The organism is Sphingomonas sp. HMP6, assembly GCF_013374095.1.
GTDB lineage: Bacteria > Pseudomonadota > Alphaproteobacteria > Sphingomonadales > Sphingomonadaceae > Sphingomonas.
This window is the reverse complement of record NZ_AP022672.1, coordinates 2646008-2667876: the sequence shown is the minus strand read 5'-3', so window position 1 is coordinate 2667876 and position 21869 is coordinate 2646008. Positions and strand designations below refer to the sequence as shown.

The 21869-nt window shown below is 65.1% G+C and carries 18 protein-coding genes and 1 tRNA gene; 9 read left to right on the top strand and 10 right to left on the bottom strand.

Annotated elements, in window-relative coordinates; genetic code table 11:
• Window positions 1–15 precede the first annotated feature (15 nt).
• The 3 genes from HMP06_RS12970 to HMP06_RS12960 are packed head-to-tail and all read left to right on the top strand — an operon-like array spanning window position 16 to window position 4278.
• Window positions 16–696, top strand: coding sequence for an ABC transporter ATP-binding protein (locus tag HMP06_RS12970; protein ID WP_176497450.1), 681 nt, complete (start codon window positions 16–18; stop codon window positions 694–696).
• Window positions 686–3214: an FtsX-like permease family protein gene (locus HMP06_RS12965; protein ID WP_176497449.1), complete on the top strand. Its 2529-nt coding sequence runs from the start codon at window positions 686–688 to the stop codon at window positions 3212–3214. Before HMP06_RS12970 ends, HMP06_RS12965 begins: the two co-directional genes overlap by 11 nt.
• On the top strand, window positions 3214–4278 hold the full coding sequence (locus HMP06_RS12960; protein ID WP_176497448.1) for a lipocalin-like domain-containing protein: 1065 nt from the start codon (window positions 3214–3216) through the stop codon (window positions 4276–4278). Before HMP06_RS12965 ends, HMP06_RS12960 begins: the two co-directional genes overlap by 1 nt.
• A 268-nt stretch (window positions 4279–4546) precedes the next feature.
• Here the strand turns inward: HMP06_RS12960 and HMP06_RS12955 are convergent, their stop codons facing one another.
• From HMP06_RS12955 to HMP06_RS12945, 3 genes are all read right to left on the bottom strand, one after another.
• On the bottom strand, window positions 4547–4888 hold the full coding sequence (locus HMP06_RS12955; protein ID WP_176497447.1) for a hypothetical protein: 342 nt from the start codon (window positions 4886–4888) through the stop codon (window positions 4547–4549).
• A gap of 200 nt (window positions 4889–5088) precedes the next feature.
• Window positions 5089–6852 (bottom strand): flotillin family protein, encoded by a 1764-nt coding sequence (locus HMP06_RS12950; RefSeq protein WP_232089668.1) that lies wholly within the window; start codon window positions 6850–6852, stop codon window positions 5089–5091.
• 27 nt (window positions 6853–6879) lie between these two features.
• Window positions 6880–7467 carry an OB-fold-containig protein gene (locus HMP06_RS12945; protein WP_332103035.1) on the bottom strand — a complete coding sequence of 196 codons (588 nt, stop codon included), beginning with the start codon at window positions 7465–7467 and terminating at the stop codon, window positions 6880–6882.
• Window positions 7468–8143: 676 nt separating this feature from the next.
• Between HMP06_RS12945 and HMP06_RS12940 the strand changes: the two genes are divergently transcribed.
• Window positions 8144–9556, top strand: coding sequence for a methyl-accepting chemotaxis protein (locus tag HMP06_RS12940; RefSeq protein ID WP_176497445.1), 1413 nt, complete (start codon window positions 8144–8146; stop codon window positions 9554–9556).
• A gap of 408 nt (window positions 9557–9964) precedes the next feature.
• Here the strand turns inward: HMP06_RS12940 and HMP06_RS12935 are convergent.
• Window positions 9965–10039, bottom strand: a tRNA-Thr gene (locus tag HMP06_RS12935).
• A 91-nt stretch (window positions 10040–10130) separates the two neighbouring features.
• Between HMP06_RS12935 and HMP06_RS17990 the strand changes: the two genes are divergently transcribed.
• The gene (locus tag HMP06_RS17990; RefSeq protein ID WP_269473376.1) at window positions 10131–10256 is read left to right on the top strand and encodes a hypothetical protein; all 126 of its coding nucleotides are present in this window, start codon (window positions 10131–10133) and stop codon (window positions 10254–10256) included.
• Here the strand turns inward: HMP06_RS17990 and HMP06_RS12930 are convergent.
• Window positions 10246–12036, bottom strand: coding sequence for an aminopeptidase P family protein (locus HMP06_RS12930; protein WP_176497444.1), 1791 nt, complete (start codon window positions 12034–12036; stop codon window positions 10246–10248). The two genes, HMP06_RS17990 and HMP06_RS12930, sit on opposite strands and share 11 nt — an antisense overlap.
• A gap of 267 nt (window positions 12037–12303) precedes the next feature.
• On the opposite strand from HMP06_RS12930, the gene HMP06_RS12925 reads away from it, so the two are divergent.
• A complete protein-coding gene (locus HMP06_RS12925; protein WP_176497443.1) occupies window positions 12304–12927 on the top strand; it encodes a TetR/AcrR family transcriptional regulator in 624 nt (207 codons plus the stop codon).
• 24 nt (window positions 12928–12951) lie between these two features.
• On the opposite strand, the gene HMP06_RS12920 is transcribed toward HMP06_RS12925, so the two are convergent.
• Entirely contained in the window at window positions 12952–14013 is a 1062-nt protein-coding gene (locus HMP06_RS12920) for a sensor histidine kinase (RefSeq protein WP_176497442.1), read from the bottom strand.
• Between the two features lie 241 nt (window positions 14014–14254).
• On the opposite strand from HMP06_RS12920, the gene HMP06_RS12915 reads away from it, so the two are divergent.
• Entirely contained in the window at window positions 14255–16321 is a 2067-nt protein-coding gene (locus tag HMP06_RS12915; protein ID WP_176497441.1) for a S9 family peptidase, read from the top strand.
• Entirely contained in the window at window positions 16297–16713 is a 417-nt protein-coding gene (locus HMP06_RS12910; RefSeq protein ID WP_232089666.1) for an acyl-CoA thioesterase, read from the top strand. The genes HMP06_RS12915 and HMP06_RS12910 overlap by 25 nt, the downstream gene beginning before the upstream one ends.
• Here the strand turns inward: HMP06_RS12910 and HMP06_RS12905 are convergent.
• Window positions 16697–17020 carry a PilZ domain-containing protein gene (locus HMP06_RS12905; RefSeq protein WP_176497440.1) on the bottom strand — a complete coding sequence of 108 codons (324 nt, stop codon included), beginning with the start codon at window positions 17018–17020 and terminating at the stop codon, window positions 16697–16699. The two genes, HMP06_RS12910 and HMP06_RS12905, sit on opposite strands and share 17 nt — an antisense overlap.
• 180 nt (window positions 17021–17200) lie before the next feature.
• Here HMP06_RS12905 and HMP06_RS12900 point away from each other — a divergent pair, with 180 nt between their 5' ends.
• On the top strand, window positions 17201–17821 hold the full coding sequence (locus HMP06_RS12900) for a YbhB/YbcL family Raf kinase inhibitor-like protein (protein ID WP_176497439.1): 621 nt from the start codon (window positions 17201–17203) through the stop codon (window positions 17819–17821).
• A 190-nt stretch (window positions 17822–18011) separates the two neighbouring features.
• Here HMP06_RS12900 and ppc read toward each other — a convergent pair whose 3' ends face one another.
• The 3 genes from ppc to HMP06_RS12885 form a co-directional block, all read right to left on the bottom strand.
• Window positions 18012–20696, bottom strand: a complete 2685-nt coding sequence (gene ppc / locus HMP06_RS12895) for a phosphoenolpyruvate carboxylase (protein ID WP_176497438.1) — start codon at window positions 20694–20696, stop codon at window positions 18012–18014.
• A gap of 102 nt (window positions 20697–20798) precedes the next feature.
• Entirely contained in the window at window positions 20799–21206 is a 408-nt protein-coding gene (locus tag HMP06_RS12890) for an EF-hand domain-containing protein (protein ID WP_176497437.1), read from the bottom strand.
• Window positions 21207–21247: 41 nt separating this feature from the next.
• Window positions 21248–21814 carry an HNH endonuclease gene (locus HMP06_RS12885; protein ID WP_176497436.1) on the bottom strand — a complete coding sequence of 189 codons (567 nt, stop codon included), beginning with the start codon at window positions 21812–21814 and terminating at the stop codon, window positions 21248–21250.
• Between the last annotated feature and the right edge of the window lie 55 nt (window positions 21815–21869).

Genomic DNA, 21869 nt, shown 5'->3' with positions numbered 1-21869 from the left:
TGGCGACAAGCGGGGATGACTGATCCTTCCCTCTTGATGGTGCGCGCGCTCGCAAAAAGCGTCCCTGGTCCGCGCATGCTGTTTCGCGGGTTGGATTTTGCAGTGGGCTCTGGGGAGATCGTGGCGATTACCGGCGAATCCGGCGTCGGCAAATCGACGCTGCTCAACATCCTCGCCGGGTTGGACGACGCCGATGCAGGCGCGGTGGCGATCGAAGGGGTTACGCTCGGCGGCCTCGACGAAACCGCGCGCACGCGGTTGCGGCGCGAGCGGATCGGCTTCGTTTTTCAGGCTTTCCACATCCTGCCGTACCTCACGTTGCAGCAGAACGTCGCGTTACCGCTGGCGCTGGTCTCGCCCGACGCGGCAGCAGCGCAGGTCGAGGCGGAGGCGATGCTCGCTGCGGTCGGGCTTGGCGGGCGCGGCGCGGGCTATGCGCGCGACCTGTCGGGCGGCGAGTTGCAGCGCGTGGCGATCGCGCGCGCGCTGGTCCATCGGCCAGCGCTCATCCTCGCGGACGAGCCGACCGGCAACCTCGATCCCGAAACTGCCGTCCGCGTGCTGACGCTGTTCGCCGATGCCGCGCGTGAGCGTGGCGCGGCGGCGGTGCTCGTCACCCATTCCGCCGCGACCGCCGCGATTGCAGACCGCGTGCTGACGCTTACCACCGAGGGCCTGGTCGAGCGTGCGCGCTGAGCCCGGCCTGTGGTCGGGGCGGCTCGCGCTCGGCTGGTTGATCGCAGGCGAGTGGCGCTTTCATCCCGCGCGCTTCCTGGTCACTGCTGTGGCGATTGCGGTCGGGGTGGCGCTCGGCTTCGCGGTACATTTGGTAAACGGTTCGGCGCTCGCGTCGTTCGACAGCGCGGTGCGCGGCGTGAACGGCGCGGCCGATTTGAGCGTGAAGGCGACCAGTCGGCTCGGCTTCGACGAGCGCCTGTATCCCCGCGTGGCGCTCGCCAGCGGGGTCGGTGACGCAAGTCCCGTCGTTCAACTCGAAGCGCGGATCGGCGCGGCGCGGATGACGCTGCTCGGGCTCGACATCCTGCGGGCGGCGGCAGTGACGCCGACGCTGATCGGGGTCCGCCCGCGCGGGACCGATGCGGACGGCGGCGCGGTTTTCGACGAAGCGAGCGTCTTCCTGTCGCGCGCAGCCCTCGAACGGAGCGGTGCCAAAGTCGGGGCGATGGTCACGATTGCCGCGAACGGGCGTGCGGGGCCGTTTCGGATCGCGGGCACGCTTCCCGGCGCTGCCGAGGGTAGCGCGGTCGCGGTGATGGACATCGCCGCCGCGCAGTGGCGGTTCGACCGGATCGGACGGCTCGATCGGATCGACGTGAAGGTCGCGGATCGCGCAGCGGCAGAGGCGGCGCTCGCGAAGGTCCTGCCCGGTGACGCTGTGATCTCGACCGCGCAAGCGCAGTCGCAGCAGGGCGATGCGCTGTCCCGCGCGTACCGCGTCAATCTCGACATGCTGGCGCTCGTCGCGCTGCTGACCGGCGGGTTCCTGGTCTATTCGGCGCAGTCGCTGTCGGTCGTCCGGCGGCAGCGGGCCTTTGCGCTGCTGCGGACGCTCGGCATGCCGCGCGGCGGGGTGGTGACGGCCGTTGTGGCCGAGGGCGTGGCGATCGGCGTGATCGGTTCGGGCATCGGGCTTGCGGCGGGTTATGGGCTTGCCTGGGGCGCGGTGCACTGGCTGGGCGGCGACCTTGGCGCCGGATATTTTCGCGGCGCGGGGGCGGGGTTGGTGTCGCAGCCGCTCGCCGCGCTAGGCTTCTTCGCGGTCGGCCTGCTGGCGGCGGTTGCCGGAAGCGCGGTACCAGCGCGACTGGCAGCGCGCGCGGCACCGGCTGCGGCGCTGAAGAATGCCGGCGACGTGATCGATCCGCGGCAACGCGTGGCGTGGTGGCCGGCGGCCGCTCTGCTGGCCGCAGGGAGTGTGGTGTCGTTGCTGCCGCCCGTCGCGCATTTGCCGCTGTTCGGTTTTGCCGGGATGGCGCTGTTGCTCGCCGGTGGCATTGCGGGGGTGCCGTGGTTCGCGCGCGCGCTGCTGGCGCCGCTCGCCCGCGCCACGATCCGCACGGTCCCGCGCCAGCTCGCGATCCGGCATTTGTACGGCGCGCCGGGTGAGGCCGCGACCGCGCTGTGCGGCATCGTCGCGTCGACGGCGCTGATGATTGCGATGGCCACGATGGTGACGAGCTTCCGTGGCGCGGTCGACGACTGGCTCGGCCAAGTGCTCAGCGGCGATCTGTATATGCGCACCAATGCGGGCGCGAGCTTCGACCCGGCGACGCGCGCGCGGCTTGCCGCGACGCCCGGTGTCGCGGGTATGGCGTTCGGACGCCAGCTCGCGCTGACCATCACGCCCGATCGTCCGCCGATCGCGCTCGTCGCGCGGCCGCAAAGCGCCGGGGAGGATCGTCAGTTCGTGCTGATCGCGCGCGCGGACGTACTGCCGACGGGCATCACGCCGATCTGGGTGTCGGAACCGGCGCAGCGCCTCTACCGCTGGAACCCCGGCGACGTGATCCGCTTGCCGATCGGCGGCGGCACGCGCTTCGCGGTGGCGGGCGTGTGGCGCGACTATGCGCGGCAAGGCGGGGCGGTGCTGATCGACGACGCCGACTATCAGCGTCTGACCGGCGACAGCGGACGCGACGAGGCGTCGGCGACGCTCCTACCCGGCAGCGACGCAGCCGCGGTGATGCAGCGGCTGCGCGCGCGCGTCCCGCCGGAGTTGCGTAGCCAAGTCGATATCACCCAGCCGGCGATCCTGCGCCGCTTCGCCTTGACGCTGTTCGACCGGAGTTTCGCCGTGACCTACCTGCTCGAAGCGATCGCCATCCTGGTCGGGCTGGCCGGTGTCGCCGCGACCATGTCGGCGCAGACGCTCGCGAGAGAACGCGAGTTCGGGATGCTGCGCCATCTCGGCCTGACGCGCGGCCAATTGAGCGCGATGCTCGCGACCGAGGGTGCGATCGTCGGGCTGACTGGTGCGCTGGCCGGGATCGGGCTCGGGCTGGTGCTGGCGCAAGTGCTGATCCATGTGATCAACCCACAATCGTTCAACTGGACGATGGATACGCGTGTGCCCGTTGGGACCTTGCTGGCGGTGGCAGCGGCGCTGACCGGTGCGGCCGCGGTGACTGCGGTGCTGGCCGGTCGGCGCGCGACGTCGCGCGGCGCGGTGCAATCGGTGCGGGAGGATTGGTGATGCGCGTGTCCCCGATCGTAGCGCTTCTCGCCGCTGCGAGCCTGACCGCATCTGCACCAGCACCCTACCCGGTGGTGAAGCCCGGCATCGTGCTACGCTTCCCGCGCGATCACGGCGCGCATCCGCAGTTTCGCACCGAATGGTGGTACGTCACCGGCTGGCTCCGCACTGCGGACGGTGCCGATCTCGGCTTTCAGGTCACGTTCTTTCGCACCCGCCCGCCGGTCGATCCGGCCAATCCGAGCCGTTTCGCCGCAGGGCAGGTGCTGTTTGCGCACGCTGGTTTGTCGGACCCGAGGATCGGCCGCTTGCTTCACGGAGAGCGCTCTGCGCGGGCGGGGTTCGGCCTGGCCAATGCGGCCATCGCCGATGCCGACGTCGCGATCCGCGATTGGCGGTTGCGGCGGACCAAGGACGGCAACTGGGCGACCCAGGTGACGGCACCCGACTTCGCGCTCGCGCTCGCTTTCGCGCCGACCCAGCCGCCCCTGCCGCAGGGCCAGGGCGGGTATAGCCGCAAGGGGCCGCAACCCGCGGCGGCGAGCTATTATTACTCGATCCCGCACCTGCGGGTCTCGGGCCGGGTCCGCCGCGGCGGTACCTCGGTCGCAGTCACCGGCGAGGCGTGGCTCGATCGCGAATGGTCCTCCAACTACCTCGGGGGCGATGCGCAAGGGTGGGACTGGACTGGCCTCAACTTCGATGACGGCAGCGCGCTGATGGCGTTCCGTATCCGGCGCAAGACGGGCGGGACGCTGTGGGCGGGCGGATCGCTGCGCCGCGCCGATGGCACGACCGTCGTCCTGGCGCCAGGCGACATTGCGTTGCGGCCGCTGGCGCGGTGGCGCAGCCCCGTGACCGGCGCGGTGTATCCGGTGGCGCAGGAACTCAGCGTGAGGCTGCCCGATGGCGTACACCGCTGGCGGCTCACCCCGCTCTTTGCAGCGCAGGAACTCGATGCGCGACGCAGCGGTCTGCCGGTCTATTGGGAAGGTGCAGTGCGGACGCCGGGTGGACGTGGGTATCTCGAACTGACGGGCTACGACCGGGCCCTGACGATGTGAGCCCGGCTGCGCAAAGGAGACCGCAGTCGTTAACGGCGTGATGGACCGTGGTATCGGCGATTCTGAGGTATCATGCGCCGGTGCAGGACCGTCCGCCCGGCATGCGTTTGGGGATTCACACCAAAGCCCCCAACTATCTCCGCGCGGGTGCTGATCTCATCGATCTGGTCACCTACGGGATGAATTTTCCCGAAGGAGCGGCAGTCTTTGGAGAGCGCAAAGCGGCCGTGAACGACCAAATCTGGGTCACGCCGCAACGCGCGCACGGTCAGCGTTGCTTTTTGCTCGCGGTCGCGGTGAAATCGGGCTCCTTCTTCGCCACCCAATCCACAAATTTACGGACCGTGGGATCGGCAAGCAGGCCGGCGACATCCATCCCATGGCGTTGCAGCTCGGAATTGGTGAAATTAGCGATCAAAGTCTGCTGGCAAATGGGATGCATCGGCACGACATCGCGACCGCCGCGGCTTTTTGGAACGGGGTGATGCCAGACCGTGGTCTGGCCGAGCACGCGGCCACAGAGCCAGCAAGGTGCGACCGGTGCCGGACTCTCCTCCTCTTCAAGCTGTGGCTCCTCGTAGGGGCCATGTTTCGAGTGTTTGCGGGCCATGCGACTGTCTAATCTCTCAACGAATGATGGCACTCTGTAGCGCCTCACCTGCCACTACGACAGCTCCGACAAGCACGCTTGCGATCGTGCGGAATGGCAGCATCTGAGCAGCGTTGAAGAGCCGGGAGCGGGTCGCTCCGGATGCCCGCAAGATTTACGCAGTCCGACGCTGCGGATCTCGCGGACGCTCCAGGCCGTCGTCACGTCGAGGCGGAGGCGCTCCCTGAAACACGGTGCGTGGCACCGTTGGTGCCCTTACCGGCCGGTCCTGTTTCCGTGGTGACGCCCGACGCACTGCCGTCTCCAAGCTGCTCGACCGCCGCCGCGCCGGCAAGCATGCCACCCATCGTGGCGCCGTTCATCCCCAATTCGCTCATGAGCGCATCGATCAGCGGCCCGCCGACCCGGTAGCGCATTGCAGCCGCCACGGCCGCGTCAGCCAGATTGGTCGCGTTTCCGGTGCCATCGCTGCCGCCTCCGTCCCCGTGCAGCCCGCGTGCGTCAAGGATGCTGATCCTATCGATTTGCTCGATGGGCTTTCCTGCAGCGGCCAGAATTCCGGGGAGAGCTTCCAACATGGCCTTGCGGACCAGGAGCGCCGTTTGCGCATCGCTCAAGATGTTGGTTGCTTCGTTCAACGCGGTCTGGCCCGCCGCATCGACCTTGAAGGCTGCTGCACGGCCTTCGGCACGCGCCTTTTCGGCGTCAGCCTCAGCGTTGGCTTCGGTGCGTAGCGCTGTGGCGCGCGCCTCGGCCGCTTCCTTATCTGCTTGCGCCGCCACGGTGATCTGGACAGCTTCCTCCTGCGCCCGCTGCGTCGCTGCGATGACCGCGACGTTCTTTGTGCGGTTGGCGATTTCCGTCGCCTTGGCCGTTGCCACGCTTTCCTCAGCACGCACCGCAAGCGCACGCGCTTCGTTCGCTGCGGCGGTCGCTGTCGACTCTTCCTCCGACTTCTGTGCTGTCTGCACTGCGGTGGTAATGCGGGCGAGCTCGATGTTGCGATCACGTTCGATGGTCGCCGTCTGAATGGCGCCGTCGCGCGCGATCGTCGCGGTTTGGGTGATTTTGTCCGCCTCGGTTTGCGCCACGGCCTGGGCTTGCTCTGCAGAGATGCGGGCGATTTCGGCGAGCTGGGTCTGTTCGGCTTCGGCGGTCGCGATCGCCGTCGCCTGTTGCGCCCGCAACGCGGCAAGCGTCTGCCCCTGGGTCAGTCGCGCTTGCTCGGCCGCCTGCGCGATTTCGAGCGACTGGTTATTGGCATCGAGATTGCGTTGTTCGATTTCGACGCGGTTGGTCGCCACGATGTCGTTGCGGATTTTCTTTCGTTCTTCGATCGTGCGGGTCAGCACGGTGAGACCCTCGGCGTCGAACGCATTATTCTCGTTGAAATGCTCGAAAGCCGTCTGGTCGAAATGCGTAATGCTGACGGATTCAAGCTGGAAGCCATTCATGTCGAGATCGGTCATGAGCGCTTCCTGCACCTTCTGAATGAAGTCGGCGCGGTTGGCGTGCAAATGCTCCATGGTCATCGTGGCGGCGACCGAACGGAGCGCCGAGACCAGCTTGCCGTCGAGCAACGATTTGACGGCATCGGGACTGTTGACCGCATCGCCCAGCGTCTGCGCGGCGGCAGCGATCGATTCCGCATCGGGCTTCACCTTGATATGGAACAGGCCAACAACATCGACGCGGAGCTTGTCGAGCGTGATCAGGGCGTCCTTGTTGAGGCGCGACACTTCCAGCTTCACCGTCGTCAGCCGCACCTGCATCAGTTCATGCAGCACCGGGATCACCATGATCCCGCCGTTGAGCACCACCTTCTCGCCACCGAAGCCGGTTCGGATCAGCGCCACGTCCTTGGTCGCTCGGCGGTAAAGGCGCGTCAGAATCAGGCCGATTACAGCAAGAACAACCAGAACGATTACGGCGTAAATCAGGATATTGATAAGCGATGCAGGCACGAAAGCCTCCTCTGGGTTTACCGCTGGTTAGACCGGACGCAGCGCGGTCGGCGCGTCGGGCAGAACAAAGAAGATGCTGCCATCCCTGCGGACAAGCAGCGCCGTTTCACCTTCGGCAATGACGTCGGTGTCGTGGTGTGGCTCGACCATCACGAAATGGGCCTGGCCGTGCTGATCGATGATCTTGGCGCGCGCCGGGTGGCCACGCTTGGCAACGCCTTCCAGGATCGTGCCGCGCTGGCGCATGAAGTCGCCCTGCGAGATGACGGTCGATTCGTAGCTCGGCATAATCCGGGCAAGGCCACGGGCCGCGAACACATTGATGAAACCGCCGACGATGAGCGCGATGCCTGCGGCGAACCCCGCGGACAGCGGCGCACCCGTAATAGCGGCCGAGGTCTGCTGCACCGCCACACCAACGATCGTAAAGCAGCCAAGCAAAGACGTTAGCCAAATCAAGATCGGCAGCCTCGCCCCCAAGCCGAGCCAGTCAAGCACCCCGCCCGAACCATCGGCTCCATCGAGGCCGGCATCGGCGTCGACGCCAAGTTCACCCAAACCAAGGCCAATCGCCTCGATCAAGCCAATGCCGATCATCACGACAAACGCGACCATAAACGGGGCATAAGCAGACGTCAGGAGCAGCATGACCATGACGTGGACATTAGGCCCTCCCAATTGGCCTGCACAGCAAAACCGGTATTGGTCGTTACGATTTTCGCACTCGGCGAGTTTGCTTTGAAGCGATAGTTGCTGATTAGGCCCTGCAGCGATCCACGGGTCACCAACGGATCAAGCCGTCGTGCAAGCGCCGAGCGCCATTCGAAGACCGAGACCCAGTAGTGGACCCAGCGCATTCTTATCCTGTTGTTATCCGGGTAACGTGCCTGCGACCCCGGCCGGGGAGATTTTTCGTTAAGCTATCGAAAAGAATGGTGCTGCCGGTGAGGATTAAACTTACGACCTCAGGCTTACCAACGCGATCGGTTTTGTAGCCAATTCTACGCTATAGGCACATTAACCTAACACTATAAGTATGTTATTGAATACTCTTATGTTCGGTAGGCTTAAGGAATGGCGGTGGATCCATACACGCTACGACCGCTGTGCATACACCTTCATGTCCACCATCTGCATCGCCGCAATCCTCATACTCTGGTTTCTGCAATCAGTACTGAGTCTAAAATTAACCGTAACATAAATAATTACCGGCCTAGCGCCGTTATTGCATCCATCATTCCTAAAATGAATCCGGATCGTCGAGTGTGTCACTCAAAGGAACCCGGTTTACATGTTCGAGTCGTTCGTCAAGGCAACGCCTATTCGCGCCAAGTTGCTGATTTCATATGGTACGTTGATCGGTCTCACCGCAATTGTGGCGCTGGCGTCGCTCTTGCCGGGGGTGTTTGGTTTTGCGGTCGGCGTGGCGGCGACGGTGATTTCCTGCCTGTTGGGCATGAAATTCCGGAGCATGATCGCGGATCCCTATGTTGCGACCGTCGTCCGCATGGAAGGCCTGGCTGCTGGCGATCTCGCGTCGCCAATCGCCTTCACCGACTATACCGACTGTGTCGGACGGATGACGACGGCCATGGCCACGTTCCGTGAAACCGCCAATGCGGTCAACCGCCTCGCGGCAATCAATGAAGAGGTTGTCGCGGCGATCGGCGTGAAGATGAACGAGCTCGCAGGCGGCGACTTGTCGGCCGACATTACCGCAGACTTCCCCGAGAGCTTTGTCGAAGTGAAAAATGGTTTCAACGCAGCGTTGATCAATCTTCGCGAGTTGATCGGCGGGGTCGCCCACAGCGCCGACGGCATCCGCACCGGGTCCGCTGAAATCGCTCAAGCATCCGAGGATCTCGCGCGCCGCACCGAAAGCAATGCCGCCAGCCTGGAGGAAACCAGCGCCGCGCTGACTCAAATCGATGGTCGGCTGAAGGCCACCGCGCTCTCGTCCTCACAAACGGTCACGCGCGCCGATCAGGCTATCGCGACTGTGGATGGCGGCCGCGTCACGGCGGAGGAAGCGGTGCAGGCGATGGGCCGCGTCAGCGATAGCGCAAAGGGCATCGACAGCGTGATCGAGGGGCTCGACAAGATCGCGTTCCAGACGCGCGTCCTGGCGATGAACGCTGCGGTTGAGGCCGGTCGCGCGGGCGATGCCGGGCGTGGCTTCGCGGTCGTCGCAGACCTTGTCTCCGCGCTTGCCATGCGCGCCGAGGAAGAGGCCAAGCGCGCACGCGATCAGCTGACCGTGACACAGAGTGAAATCGGCTCGGCGGTCGACGCGGTGCGACGCGTCGACACTGCGCTCGCCAATATCTCGGGCGATGTCGCCGTGGTCCACAAACTGCTGGGCACTATGGCTGACGATGCCACCGCGCAATCCGCAGCGATCACGCAGATCTCGGCGGCGATTGGCGCGATGGACCAGTCGACCCAGCAGAATGCGGCAATGGTGGAGGAAACGTCTGCCGCCGCGCGCAACCTGACCAGTGAGGTCAGCGCGCTATCGGACCAGACTGCGATGTTCACGATCGACACGGGATCGACCGGTCGGCGCAAGGCCGAAGCGCAGCGCGCCGCCCCGGCCGCCAGGACGAAATCGCCCACGCCCTACCGCTCGCCGATCACCGCGCTGGCCTCGCAGGCGACCCGCGACGCTGTGCCCGCCGGTGGGGACGACTGGAACGCTTTCTAGACGAGCTCGACTGCGCCACCGTGATCGGAACGCGCACGCCACGGAGCAGGCCCCGTCACAAGCATTAGGCTTTGTCGGTTCGGCGCCGATAGGGCTTCTCCGCACGGGCCGACGTCACAGCCCCGTAGCGTTGCTGACGTAGAGCGTCATGCCATCGACCTTGCAGCGTCCCGCCGAACGCTGCGTTACCGCGGGCGATGAGCCATGCTGCGGGTGCCAAGATTAGGATTTGGTCACTCAAGCGAAATCGATGTCCGAAGAAGGCGCTCTGGATCTTGGCAACGAGAGTTCGTCAAAAACTCACCACGGCTGCTGACAAATTGCTGACAAGCGGACTTAATACGACTTCTGTCAGCGCTGCCCGAAGGCAAAAATCATTCTTAACTGTTTAATTTCTCAAGAGAGAAATGGTGCTGCCGGTGAGGATTGAACTCACGACCTCAGCCTTACCAAGGATGCGCTCTACCACTGAGCTACGGCAGCATGCCGGCGGCGCTTACGCTGCCGACGGAAGCGGCCTAAGAGACGGATGCGCCGGCAATGTCAACTTGATTGTCGCAAAGGAGCGGGTGATTTGACGACCAAGGACGAAGAGACCGCCGCACGACTGGCCGCCGCGCTGCGTGAAAACCTCAAACGGCGGAAGGCGCGCGACCGGGCAATCGACCTGCCCGCCGACCCGGATACGCCTAAGCGATAGGCGCGCATTTCGCCGACAGCCAGGCGCGTTCCTCGGTTTCGAGGTGCGGGCCGATCACCTCCATGACGCGGGCATGATAGGCGTCGAGCCACCCGCGCTCGGCCGGGGTGAGCAAATCGGCGACGATCAGCGCGCGTTCGATGGGTGCAAAGGTCAGCGTCTCGAACCCGAGCATCGTGCCGCCTTCAGCCACGCGTTCCTCGACCAGGATCAGGTTCTCGATTCGGATGCCGTATTCGCCCGCTTTGTAATAGCCCGGCTCGTTCGACAGGATCATGCCAGGGCGCAGCGGCTCGGCCGGGCCGCCGCCGGGATAGAAAGGCTGGGCGATTCGCGCCGGGCCTTCATGCACCGACAGATAGGCGCCGACGCCGTGGCCGGTGCCATGCGCATAATCGAGCCCGATTTCCCATAAGGGGCGCCGTGCGAAGCCGTCGAGCTGGCCCCCGGTGGTGCCCGCCGGGAAGATCGCGGTGGCGAGCGCGATGTGGCCCTTGAGCACTCGGGTGAAGCGGTCGCGCATCTCTGCCGTGGGTTCGCCGATCGGCAGGACGCGCGTCACGTCGGTCGTGCCGTCAGCATATTGGCCGCCCGAATCGACCAGATAGAGCTGTCCCAATTCGAGTGGGACGTTCGATTCGGGCGTCGAATGGTAATGCGGGCTGGCACCGTGCGCGCCGGTCGCGGAAATGGTGTCGAACGAGGTGTCGAGCAACACGCCGGTGCGCTCGCGGAAATCGAGCAGCTTGGCGACGCAGGAGAGTTCGGTCAGGCCGCCCTTGGGTGCTTCGGCCTCGACCCAGCGCAGGAAGCGCGCGAGGGCTGCTCCGTCGCGCGCGGAGGCCGCACGATGGCCGGCGATCTCGACGGGGTTTTTGGTCGCCTTGGCGAGCACGACGGGATCGCGCAGCGGCAGGATCGTCGCGCCGCCCTGGTCGAGCCGGTCGAAGATCGCGGCGACCGCGCTTTGCGGATCGGCTGCGATGCGCTTGCCCGCATAGCCACCGAGTGCTTCGGCAAAGGCGGTGCGCGGGTGCAGGCGAATGGCGTTGCCGAGGTGCTGCTGTACCGCGTCGGTGAGCTTCTCGGGCGCGATGAACAGGTCGGCGGTGCCGTCGCCCTGGACGATCGCATAGGCCAGCGCGACGGGCGTGTGCGCCACGTCCTTGCCGCGCACGTTGAGCGCCCAGGCGATCGAGTCGAGCGCGCTGAGCACGACCGCGTCGGCTTTCTGTTCGGAGAGCCAATCGGCTACGCCCGCGCGCTTCGTGGCAGAGCTCGCACCCGCTTGTGCTTCGTCCTGCACGACGAGCTGCGCATCGGATGGGGCGGGGCGGTCGGGCCAGACCGCATCGACCGGATTGGTGTCGACCGCGACCAGCTCGGCCCCGCGCGCCGCAAGAGCCGCGCGCGCCTCCTCGACCCAGGCGCGCGTATGGAGCCAGGGATCATAGCCGATCCGCCCGCCGGTCGGGGCGTGCGCGCCCAGCCAGTCGGCGATGCTGGTGGCGGGGACGGCGACATACTGCCAGTCATCGCCCGAGACCTGTTCGCGCACTTGCAGCGTGTAGCGCCCGTCGGTGAAGATCGCCGCCGCCTCGGGCAGCACCACCGCGCTGCCGGCCGAGCCCTGGAACCCGGTCAGCCAGGCGAGCCGCTGGGCATAGGCGCCGACATATTCCGACATGTGTTCATCGGTCAGCGGGACGACGAAGCCGTCGAGACGCTGGCGGGCGAGCTGGTCGCGAAGGGCGGCGAGGCGGGCGGTGTAGGTCGACATGGGCGGTCTCGCGAAGCTGAAAGGGCAAGCTAGGGTCGCTAAGGTGAGGCGAAATGCGGTCTCTTTGCACGTGTTAATTAGCGTTCGGGCGGACGATCGGAAAGCCCAGCGCTTGTGCCAGTCTGACAGATCGCCGATGTGGAGGACAGCCGCCGTGGCGCGCGAAAGACCGATCGTTACGAAGACGCATCTTAATTGACAATCTGCGCACATTCGTCATAAAACTGTGCTGTTCTTACAAGACGGGGCAGTGACATGGCGCGTCCTATGACCGATCTCGAGGCGGGGCGCGAAGCGCTGCTCGATCATGTCGAGGCGTTGATCGCGCAGCGCGGCGGCGTATCGATCACGCTTGCCGAACTGGCCGCCGCAGCGGGTATGTCGCCGGCCAACCTTTACCGCTTCTTCGAAAACAAGGAGGCGCTGTACGAGGCGGTGGCCGAACGCTGGTTCGCGCCGAAGGTGCGTGCGATGGAAGAGGTGCTGGCGAGCGATTTGCCGATCCGCCAGAAATTCTATGCCTTCTATGCGCGTCGGCTGGGGATGATCTGCGACGATTATGCGCGCGATCCAGCGTTGTTCCGCAGTTACCTCGAACTCGGCCAGCAACATATCGAGATCGTGCGCGGCTTCATCGACCTGGCCGATCATTTCCTTGCCGAACTGATCGCCGAGGCAATTGCGGAGGGCTATTTCCCCGGGCTCGAGATCGACTCGGCGGTGTCGCTCGTGAATTTGATGCTGCAGACGTTTTGCGATCCGGAACTGGTCGTGATGTTGATCCACAGCGTTTCGGAAGAAAAATTGGCGATCGTCGTCGATACGATCTTCGATGGCTTGCGCGGTGACCGGCCAAGCAACGTCCGGCGGCTCACGCGCGCCGCACGATAGCGCCGGACGGGGATGCCGGAGCCGCTATCCCGCGTCGGCGATCGCTGCGATCTGCGCGGGGACGAACGTCAAGCTGCTGATCGTGCCGCCGCCCGGCGCGGCGCGGACCGCGAACTGTCCGTCGAGTTGCCGCGCGAGCGCGCGCACAATGGTAAGGCCGAGGCTGGTGCTGGCGGCGACGTCGAAGCCGTTCGGCAAACCTGCGCCGTCGTCGGCGATGCTCAGGACGATCTCCCGCGCAGTGCGACCGACATCGACCGTGACCGTGCCGGTTTCGCGCCCGGCAAAGCCATGCTCCATCGCGTTGGCGACAGCTTCGGCGAGGATCAGCGCGAAGGGGATGCGGGCATCGGCGGCCAACGCCACGGCGGGATCGACGGTCAGTGTGTAGCGAACCCCGGTGCGCCCGTCCGCCGCCGCGAGATCATCGACCAGTGCGCGGATAAACGCCGTCAGATCGATATCCTTGCCATCGATATCGTAGAGCTGTCGCTGGATCCGCCCGATCAAGCCGATCCGCGCGGCGGCATCGTCGAGCGCGCTCCTGGCGCGGGCATCGTCCAGCCCGCGGCGATGCAGGCTGAGCACCGCGCCGACCATTTGGATATTGTTCGAAACGCGGTGTTGCAGCTCCTGAAACAGCAATTCATTACGTGCGGCGAGGCGTGCGCTGCCGGTAGCGAGCGCCTGGTTGCGCTCGCGTTCAAGCCGGACCGCCTGATTGGCGTGCTGCATCCAATGGACCAGAGCGATGTCGACCGTGACGACCGCGGCGTAGAAGCCGAGCGCGACCGCCGTACTCCCGACGATCGCGAAGCTCTGAAAGGGCGGGATGAAGTAATACCATGCCATCAGCCCGCACAGCCCCGCCGCGACCGTGCCGGGGCCGCGCCCGAGCAGGAAGGCAGAGACGATCACCGCAGGAAAGAAGGTCAGGAAGGGGAAGCCAGGGGGAAACCAGGCGTCGAGTGCGCTGCGCACGATGCATGCGCCGACCGATACGGCGATCGCCAGCGCATAACGCAGGACCGGCCGATCGCCGAGCAACGGCAATCGTTCGAGAAACGCGGTGCGCCTATCGGACATCGCGTGCCTGTCCGGCGAGAGCGTCGATCGATCGGGCGGTCACGTGTACGATAATCCCTATCCTGATTGGCCGCGCAGAGACGATCGCATCCGCAAAGCGGCGTCGAAGAATGGACGCCGAATCAATCGGTGTCATTACGTATATGAAACGTACAGTCGTTAATTCGGATCAAGTATTTTGGCTGCTTCGCGATTTTTCGGCAAGGCTTCGACAAGGCGCGGTGGTGCGCTAAGAGGCCGCATGACCAAGACACCTATTTCCCCCCCCGTCGCGGAAACGCGCCCGCACAGCTTCACCGCGCATGGCGTGACGATCCACGACCCCTATGCGTGGTTGAAGGACCCCAACTATCCGCAAGTCGATGACAAAGACGTCCTTGCCTATCTCGAAGCCGAGAATGCCTATTTCGAGGGCGTCATGGCCCCGCTCAAGGGCCTGACCGACCGGCTGTATGCCGAGATGAAAGCGCGCATCAAGGAAGACGATGCCTCGGTCCCGCAGAAGGATGGCGACTGGCTGTACTGGACCTCGTTCGAGACCGGGGGCGAGTATCGCAAATGGTGGCGCAAGCCGGTGGCGGGCGGAGCCGATGACCTCATTCTCGACGAGACGGCGCTGGCCGTGGGACACGAATATTTCCGGCTCGGTGCGTTTTCGGTGTCGAACGACGGGCGGCTGCTCGCTTATGCGATCGACGACACCGGGTCGGAACGGTTCGAAGTGCGCGTCAAGGATTTGACGAGCGGCGAGCATCTGCCCGATGTCATTCCGGGGATGTTGTCCGAACTCGTCTGGACCGCCGACGATAAGGGGTTTCTCTACGGCCTCGCCAACGAACAGTGGCGCACCGACAACGCGCGGCTGCACTGGTTGGGGACCGATCCAAAGACCGATGTGGAGTTGTTCAGGGAGGCGGATGAGGGCTTCCGGGTCGGGGTCAGCGAGACAAGCGACCGCAAATGGATCGTGCTGGCGACCAGCGACCATGTGACGAGCGAGCTGTATTTGATACCCGCGACCAACCCGCTGGCCACCCCGCTGTGCGTCTCGCCGCGCAAGGTCGGGCGTGAATATGACGTCGACATGCATGGTGACACGTTGTTCATCCACACCAACGACACCGACCCCAATTTCCGGCTGTGTACGGCCGACATTTCGGCGCCGGGCGAATGGGTCGAGAAGATCGCGCCTTCACAGCATTTCTACATGACCGGGGTCGATTGTTTCCGTGACTTCTTCATCGTCGACGGGCGCGAGGATGGGTTGGATCAGATCGAAATCCACCGCTACGACGCCGCAATCGCGCCGCAACGGATCGTGTTTCCCGAGGCGAGCTATGATGCGGGCCTTGGCAACAATCCGGAATATGACATGTCGGTGCTGCGGCTGGGCTATGAATCGATGGTCACGCCAGGGACGGAGTATGATTATGACGTGGCGACGGGCGGGCTGACGACGCTGAAGGTGCAGGAGATTCCGTCGGGCTACGATGCCGACGGATATCGGACCGAGCGCCTGAAAATCACCGCCCGCGACGGGACCGAGGTGCCGGTTTCGATCGTCTATCCAAAAGATTTCCCGAAGGATGGCAGCCGGCCGCTCTATCTCTATGCGTACGGGGCTTACGGCTATGCGATCCCGCCGGGTTTCTCGACGGGGCGGCTGTCGCTGCTCGACCGTGGGTTTGCCTACGCCATCGCGCATATCCGCGGCGGTGATGACCTCGGGCAGCAATGGTATCTCGACGGCAAGCTCGAAAAGCGCGCCAATACTTTCAACGATTTCGTCGATGTGGCGAAGGGGTTGATCGCGGATGGCTGGACGGCGGCGGGCAAGATCGCGATTGCCGGACGCTCGGCCGGGGGCGAGTTGATGGGTGCGGTGGTCAATTCCGATCCCGACCTGTGGGGCGCGGTGATTGCCGACGTGCCGTTCGTCGACGTGCTCAACACGATGCTCGATGCCGACCTGCCGCTGACGCCGGGCGAATGGCCCGAATGGGGCAATCCGATCGAGGACAAGGCGGCGTTCGAGCTGATCCGGGGGTATTCGCCGTATGATCAGGTGACGCCGCAGGCCTATCCGCCGATGTTCATCTCGGGCGGATTGAACGACCCGCGCGTGACCTATTGGGAGCCGGCGAAATGGGCAGCGAAGCTGCGCGCCACCAAGACCGACGACAAGGTTTTGCTGCTCAAGACCAATATGGGCGCGGGGCATGGCGGGAAATCGGGGCGGTTCGAAAGCTTGCGCGAGGCGGCGGAGGAGCATGCCTTCGTGCTGTGGCAATTGGGTCTGGCGGATTGAGCTTCGCCCGCCCTTTCACCGCGACGCCCGCCGACATCGACGAGCTCGGCCATGTCAACAATGCGGTGTGGGTGCGCTGGATCCAGGAGCTTGCCGTCGCGCATTGGGCGGCGGTCGCGTCGGCGGAGCAGCAGGCGGCCTATGTCTGGGTCGTGACGCGACACGAGATCGATTATCGCGGTAATGTCTCGGTCGGTGAGATGGTGACGGGGGAGACCTGGGTGCCGGAGCCGCCCAAAGGCGCGCGCTTCGACCGGCATGTGCGGTTTACCGGCGCGGACGGCACGGTGAAGGTCGAGGCGGTGACGACCTGGGCCTTGCTCGACCGCGCGACCGGGCGGTTGCTGCGGGTGCGGCCGGAGATTGCCGCGCCGTTTATCGGGCCACGCTGACCGGGATCGTTGCTTGTGCTGTGACACGCTCGATTTCGGCGGCGCTGAGATGGAAGCGGAACGCCATGCCGAAGCGCAATCCATCCCGCCACATGACCGATGCGGCATGCGCGACTTCGCCGATGACGAGAATGATCGACACGCCGGCGGCGGGCGGGTCAACGCAGTGTGCCAAGGCACCGCCCGCGGAAAGATCGAGCAGATGCGCCCGCCGTGCGTTTCCGCCCGCGCGCAGCTCGACCGGGTGAAAGATCTTGCGCCGTGGTGCCCCGCGGAGTCGGCGGACCTGCTTGCTGTCGTATTCCATGTTCCGATCGCCCGACAATTTTGCGCAACAAAGTCCCGGGCGACCACATAGTTCCAAATAATATGCTTATATTTCGGTCTGTTACGGTAGCGACTCGAAAATCGTGCGTTGGGCGCGCCGCCGGATGGAACTTCGCGGGCCGCTCCGACGCTTGATAGTCTGTCCCGGTGGAGAGATCAGATGCTCGAACATATTCCTGAATGGCTGGGCGCGAGCCTGCGTGGCGTGCGCGCGGGCGCGGAGCATCTGACGATCGTCAATTCCGCGCTCGGTAACGGCTATGCGCCGATCACGCTCAGCAGCCCGGCGTTTGGCGATTGGACGGAGATGCCGCTGCGCTTTACCGCCGATGGCGACGGCGTTTCGCCCCCGCTGGTGTGGGACGCGGTGCCGGCGGGTACGCAGAGCCTCGCGCTGATCGTCGAGGATGCCGATTCGCCCACGCCCGCGCCGCTGGTCCATGCGATTCTGTGGGGCATGGCGGCGGATACCGGGCGGATTCCCGAGGGCGACATCGCGGCGGATGGCGCGACCGGCGAGGTAGGCCGCAATTCGTATCTCGCGCAGGGTTGGCTCGCGCCGGATCCGCCGAGCGGGCATGGCGAGCATCGCTATGTCTTTCAGTTGTTCGCACTCGACGTGACGGCGGAGGATTTGGGCGATGCGCCGGGGCGTGGCGCGGTGCTGAACGCGATGCAGGGGCATGTGATTGGCGCGGGGATGCTGACCGGGCTCTATTCGCGTGGCGAGGTGGTGGATGCGCCGGTTGTTGATCCGGGGATTGCGCCGCTGCTTGCGTGAAGAAGGAGAAGGGGTTCACGCGAAGGCGCGAAGAGAAGGTAAGGGCGCGAAGCAGGACGTTTTTTAGGCGCGCATCGCGCGCAAAACATCGCGTCTCGGCAAAGTCTTCCGATCGCAGAGGACGTCTCAAACCCTTCTCTTCGCGCCCTTATCTTCTCTCCGCGCCTTCGCGTGAACCCCTTCCTTACTGCTACCCCGAATTGCGCAGCGCGGTCGCGATGGCGTTGATTGACAGCAGGATGCCCTCGCCGATGCGTTCGTCCTCGTCGCCAGCGCGGCGGCGTTTGATCAGTTCGATCTGGAGCAGGTTGAGCGGCTCGATATACGGGAGCCGGAGCCGGATCGACGCATCAAGCGCGGGGTGGGCGGCGAGCAGGTGTGATTGGCCGGTGATCTCCAGCAAGCCATCGTGCGCCTGGCTCCAGCCGCGTTCGATTTGCGGGAAGATCGCGTCGGCAAGGCCGCGGTCCTCGACGAGCGCCGCATAGCGCGCGGCGATGCCCATGTCGGATTTGGCGATCACTTGCTCCATATTAGCGAGCGTCGCAGCGAAGAACGGCCAGCCTTGCGCCATTTCCTTGAGCAGGCCCTTGTCCTCGAACTCGGCTAGCGCCTGGCCAACGCCGTACCAGCCGGGTAGCATCACGCGCGCCTGCGCCCAACTGAACACCCAGGGAATCGCGCGCAAATCCTCGATCCGGTCGGATTTGGTACGGCTGGCCGGGCGGCTGCCGATCTTGAGGCCGGAAATTTCGGCGAGCGGCGTCATCTGGCGAAAGAAGGTGCGGAAGCCTCCATCATCCCCGTGAGCGCCATAGACGAGGCCGCGATAGGCCTGGAAGGCGGAAGCGGAGAGCGTGTCCATCGCGGTGGCGAAGCGGCGGGTGTCGGCGCTCGACAGCGCGTCGGGTTCGAGGCTGGCGAGCAATGTTGCCGCCGTCATCGCCTCGAGATTGGTGACCGCACTTTCGCGCGTGCCATATTTTCCTGCGATTACCTCACCTTGCTCGGTGATGCGGATTCGGCCTTGCACCGTGCCGGCCGGCTGCGCGCGGATCGCTGCAAAGGCCGAGCCGCCGCCGCGCCCAACTGCACCACCGCGCCCGTGGAACAGCTGCATCCCGACGCCGGCGCTGGCGAAAACGCCTTTCAACGCGGTCGAGGCTTTGGACAGGCTCCAGGTCGAGGTGAGATAGCCCCCGTCCTTGTTGCTGTCGGAATAGCCGATCATCACTTCCTGATAGCCACGCGCAGCCGTGATGCCGCGCACCTCGGGCAGTGCGAACCATTCGGCCATGATGCCGGGGGCGGCCTCCAGATCGCCGATCGTTTCGAACAGCGGGACCGCCATGATCGCGGCGCTGGGTTCTGCGCCGCCTTCCGAATTGGGACGGTACAGGCCCACTTCCTTCAGCAGGATGTTAAGTTCGAGCAGGTCCGACACGCTTTGCGCCATCGAGACGATGTGCTGGACGATGCAGACCGGGCCGTACGTTTCGTGCGCTTGTGCGGCGGCGCGCAGGATCGCGAGTTCGGATATGGTCTCGTCCGAATACGCCGCGAAGCCGCTGGCGAGCGGGCGGGCGTTGGAGAGTTCGTGGCGGAGCAGCGAGACGCGCTGGGATTCACCCAAAGCGAGATAGTCCTGCTCGACCCCCGCCACCTTGAGCAATTCGGCGACGACGCGTTCGTGGACCGCGCTGTTCTGGCGCAGATCGAGCGTGGCGAGGTGGAAGCCGAAGGTCTCGACCGAGCGGATCAGCCGCCCGAGCGCACCACCCGAGGAGAGCGCGGCGCTCCCCCCGCGCAAGCCACGCGCGATCGTCACGAGATCGGCGCGGAAGGCCTGCGGGTCGGGATAGCGCTCCCCGTGGAGCAATCCGGGGCGCGGCGCGGGCTTGCCGGTGAGCGCGAGGTGCGTCGCGGCGAGGCGGGCATAGACGCCCGACAGCGCGCGGCGATAGGGTTCGTCGCTGCGGCTTTCGGCGGTGTCGCCGCTCGCTTCGGCCAGCGCGGTGACAGCATCGTCGGCGGGGGCGAGGTTAGTCGAGATCGACAGCTCGGCGCCGAGCGCGTGGACCGCGTCCAGATAATGGCCGAGCACGGCTTCGCTGGCCTTGGCGAGCGCGGTTTTCAGCGAATCCGCGGTGACGAAGGGATTGCCGTCGCGGTCGCCGCCGATCCAGCTTCCCGGGCGCAGGAAGCTCGGCACGCGCGTCCCCAGCGCCCGATCCCAGCGCTGATACAGCGCAGGCAAAGCGGGGAGGAACACGTCGCGCAAATAGCTGAGCGCGATTTCGACCTCGTCGGTGACGTACAGCCTTTCGCGCCGCAGCACGCGGGTTTGCCACAGCAAAGCGATCTGCCGGAGGATCGCTTCCTCGACATTATCGCCATCGGGGGTTTCGGTCGCGCCGGTATCGCGCAAACCCATCAGCGCGGCGATGCGGTTGCGATGGTCGATCATCGACTTGCGCCGGACCTCGGTCGGGTGCGCGGTGAGGACGGGGGCGATCAGCGCGTGATCGAGCAGCGCCATCACCTGCGCATGGTCGATCCCTTCGCCCGCCAGCCGATCGAGTGCTGCGGCCATGTCGGCGCCGGGTTCGGCGGCGATGCCCTGCCGGTCCTCGGCGAGATTGGCGAGCATCGAAAAGAGCATGAAGCCGCGCACAAAATCGAGCGTGTCATCGAGGCTGAGCGCATCGAGCCCGAGGTCAGCGGCGCCACCCTTATGGCGATCGACCGAGGCGGCGCGGATCGATTCGGTGCGCGCATAGAGCGCCTCCCCGCCATAGGCCCGGATCACGTCGCCGAGCAGGCGCCCCAGGAAACGGATGTCGGGATTGTTTGCGATGCCGGGGAGGGTTGCCATGCCCTGATGCTGCATTGCGGCAGACGTAGCGTCAACCGGCAACGCGCCGGTGCGGCCGCTAAACCGTCGAGGCGAACGGGATCATTTCGAGCGCACGACGCCCTAGCGCGCCCGTGCGGCGTCGCGTTCCTTGTTGGTGACGATGCCGTTGTGATCGGTGTCGTTGCGATCGAAGCGGGCGAGCCGCCCGGCGACGAATTCCGCGCGCGAAATCTTGCCGTCCTTGTCGGTGTCGAGCGTGTCGAGCATGCCGCTGCCTGCCGCGACGGCTTCGCTCTTGTCGATCGCGCCATTGGCGTTGGTATCGAAGCGGGCAAAGCGCCGATCGAGCAAGACCGCAAAATCGGCGCGCGGCATGACAGTCGGCGGCTCAAAGCCGGCGGCGACGGCGTCTTCCTCGGTCGGCTTCTGTTCGCAACCGGCCAGCGCCAGTGCGGCGGCCGATCCCAGCATCGCCAGCCGCAGAAACAAAGCGGAGCGCTTGGGCATTTTCGAAACGGTATGAGTCAAACGAGCATCCTTTCGGCATTCCAACGGAATGGAGCCCCCGCTCACGCCTCCAGTTCGACATCCCAATAGAGCCAGTCATGCCAGGTGTCGTGCAGGAAATTGGGCGGATAGCGGCGGCCATGTTCCTGCAAATGCCAGCTCGTCGGGCGGATCGCGTCGATGTGGAGCGGCATGCCCGCTTGCTTGGGCGTGCGGCCGCCCTTCTTGAGGTTGCACGGCGCACACGCGGTGGCGACGTTTTCCCAGGTCGTGCGTCCACCCTGCGCGCGCGGCACGATATGGTCGAAGGTCAGGTCGCTGCCCGATCCGCAATATTGGCAGACGAATTTGTCGCGCAGGAACAGGTTGAAGCGCGTGAAGGCGGGAAATGCGCTTGGCCGCACATAGGATTTCAGCGCGATGACCGAGGGGATTTTCAGGCTACGCGTCGGGCTGCGCACTTCGCGTTCATATTCGGCGACGATGTCGACGCGGTCGAGGAACACCGCCTTGATCGCGGTCTGCCACGGCCACAGCGACAGCGGATAGTAACTGAGCGGCGTATAGTCCGCATTGAGCACGAGCGCAGGGCAGCCATCAGGATGGCGGATCAGATCGGGATGGTACATGCGAGCCCCCCTTTACACCCATGTGGCGCTTTCCTGGCGGCTTCTTAACCCGTAG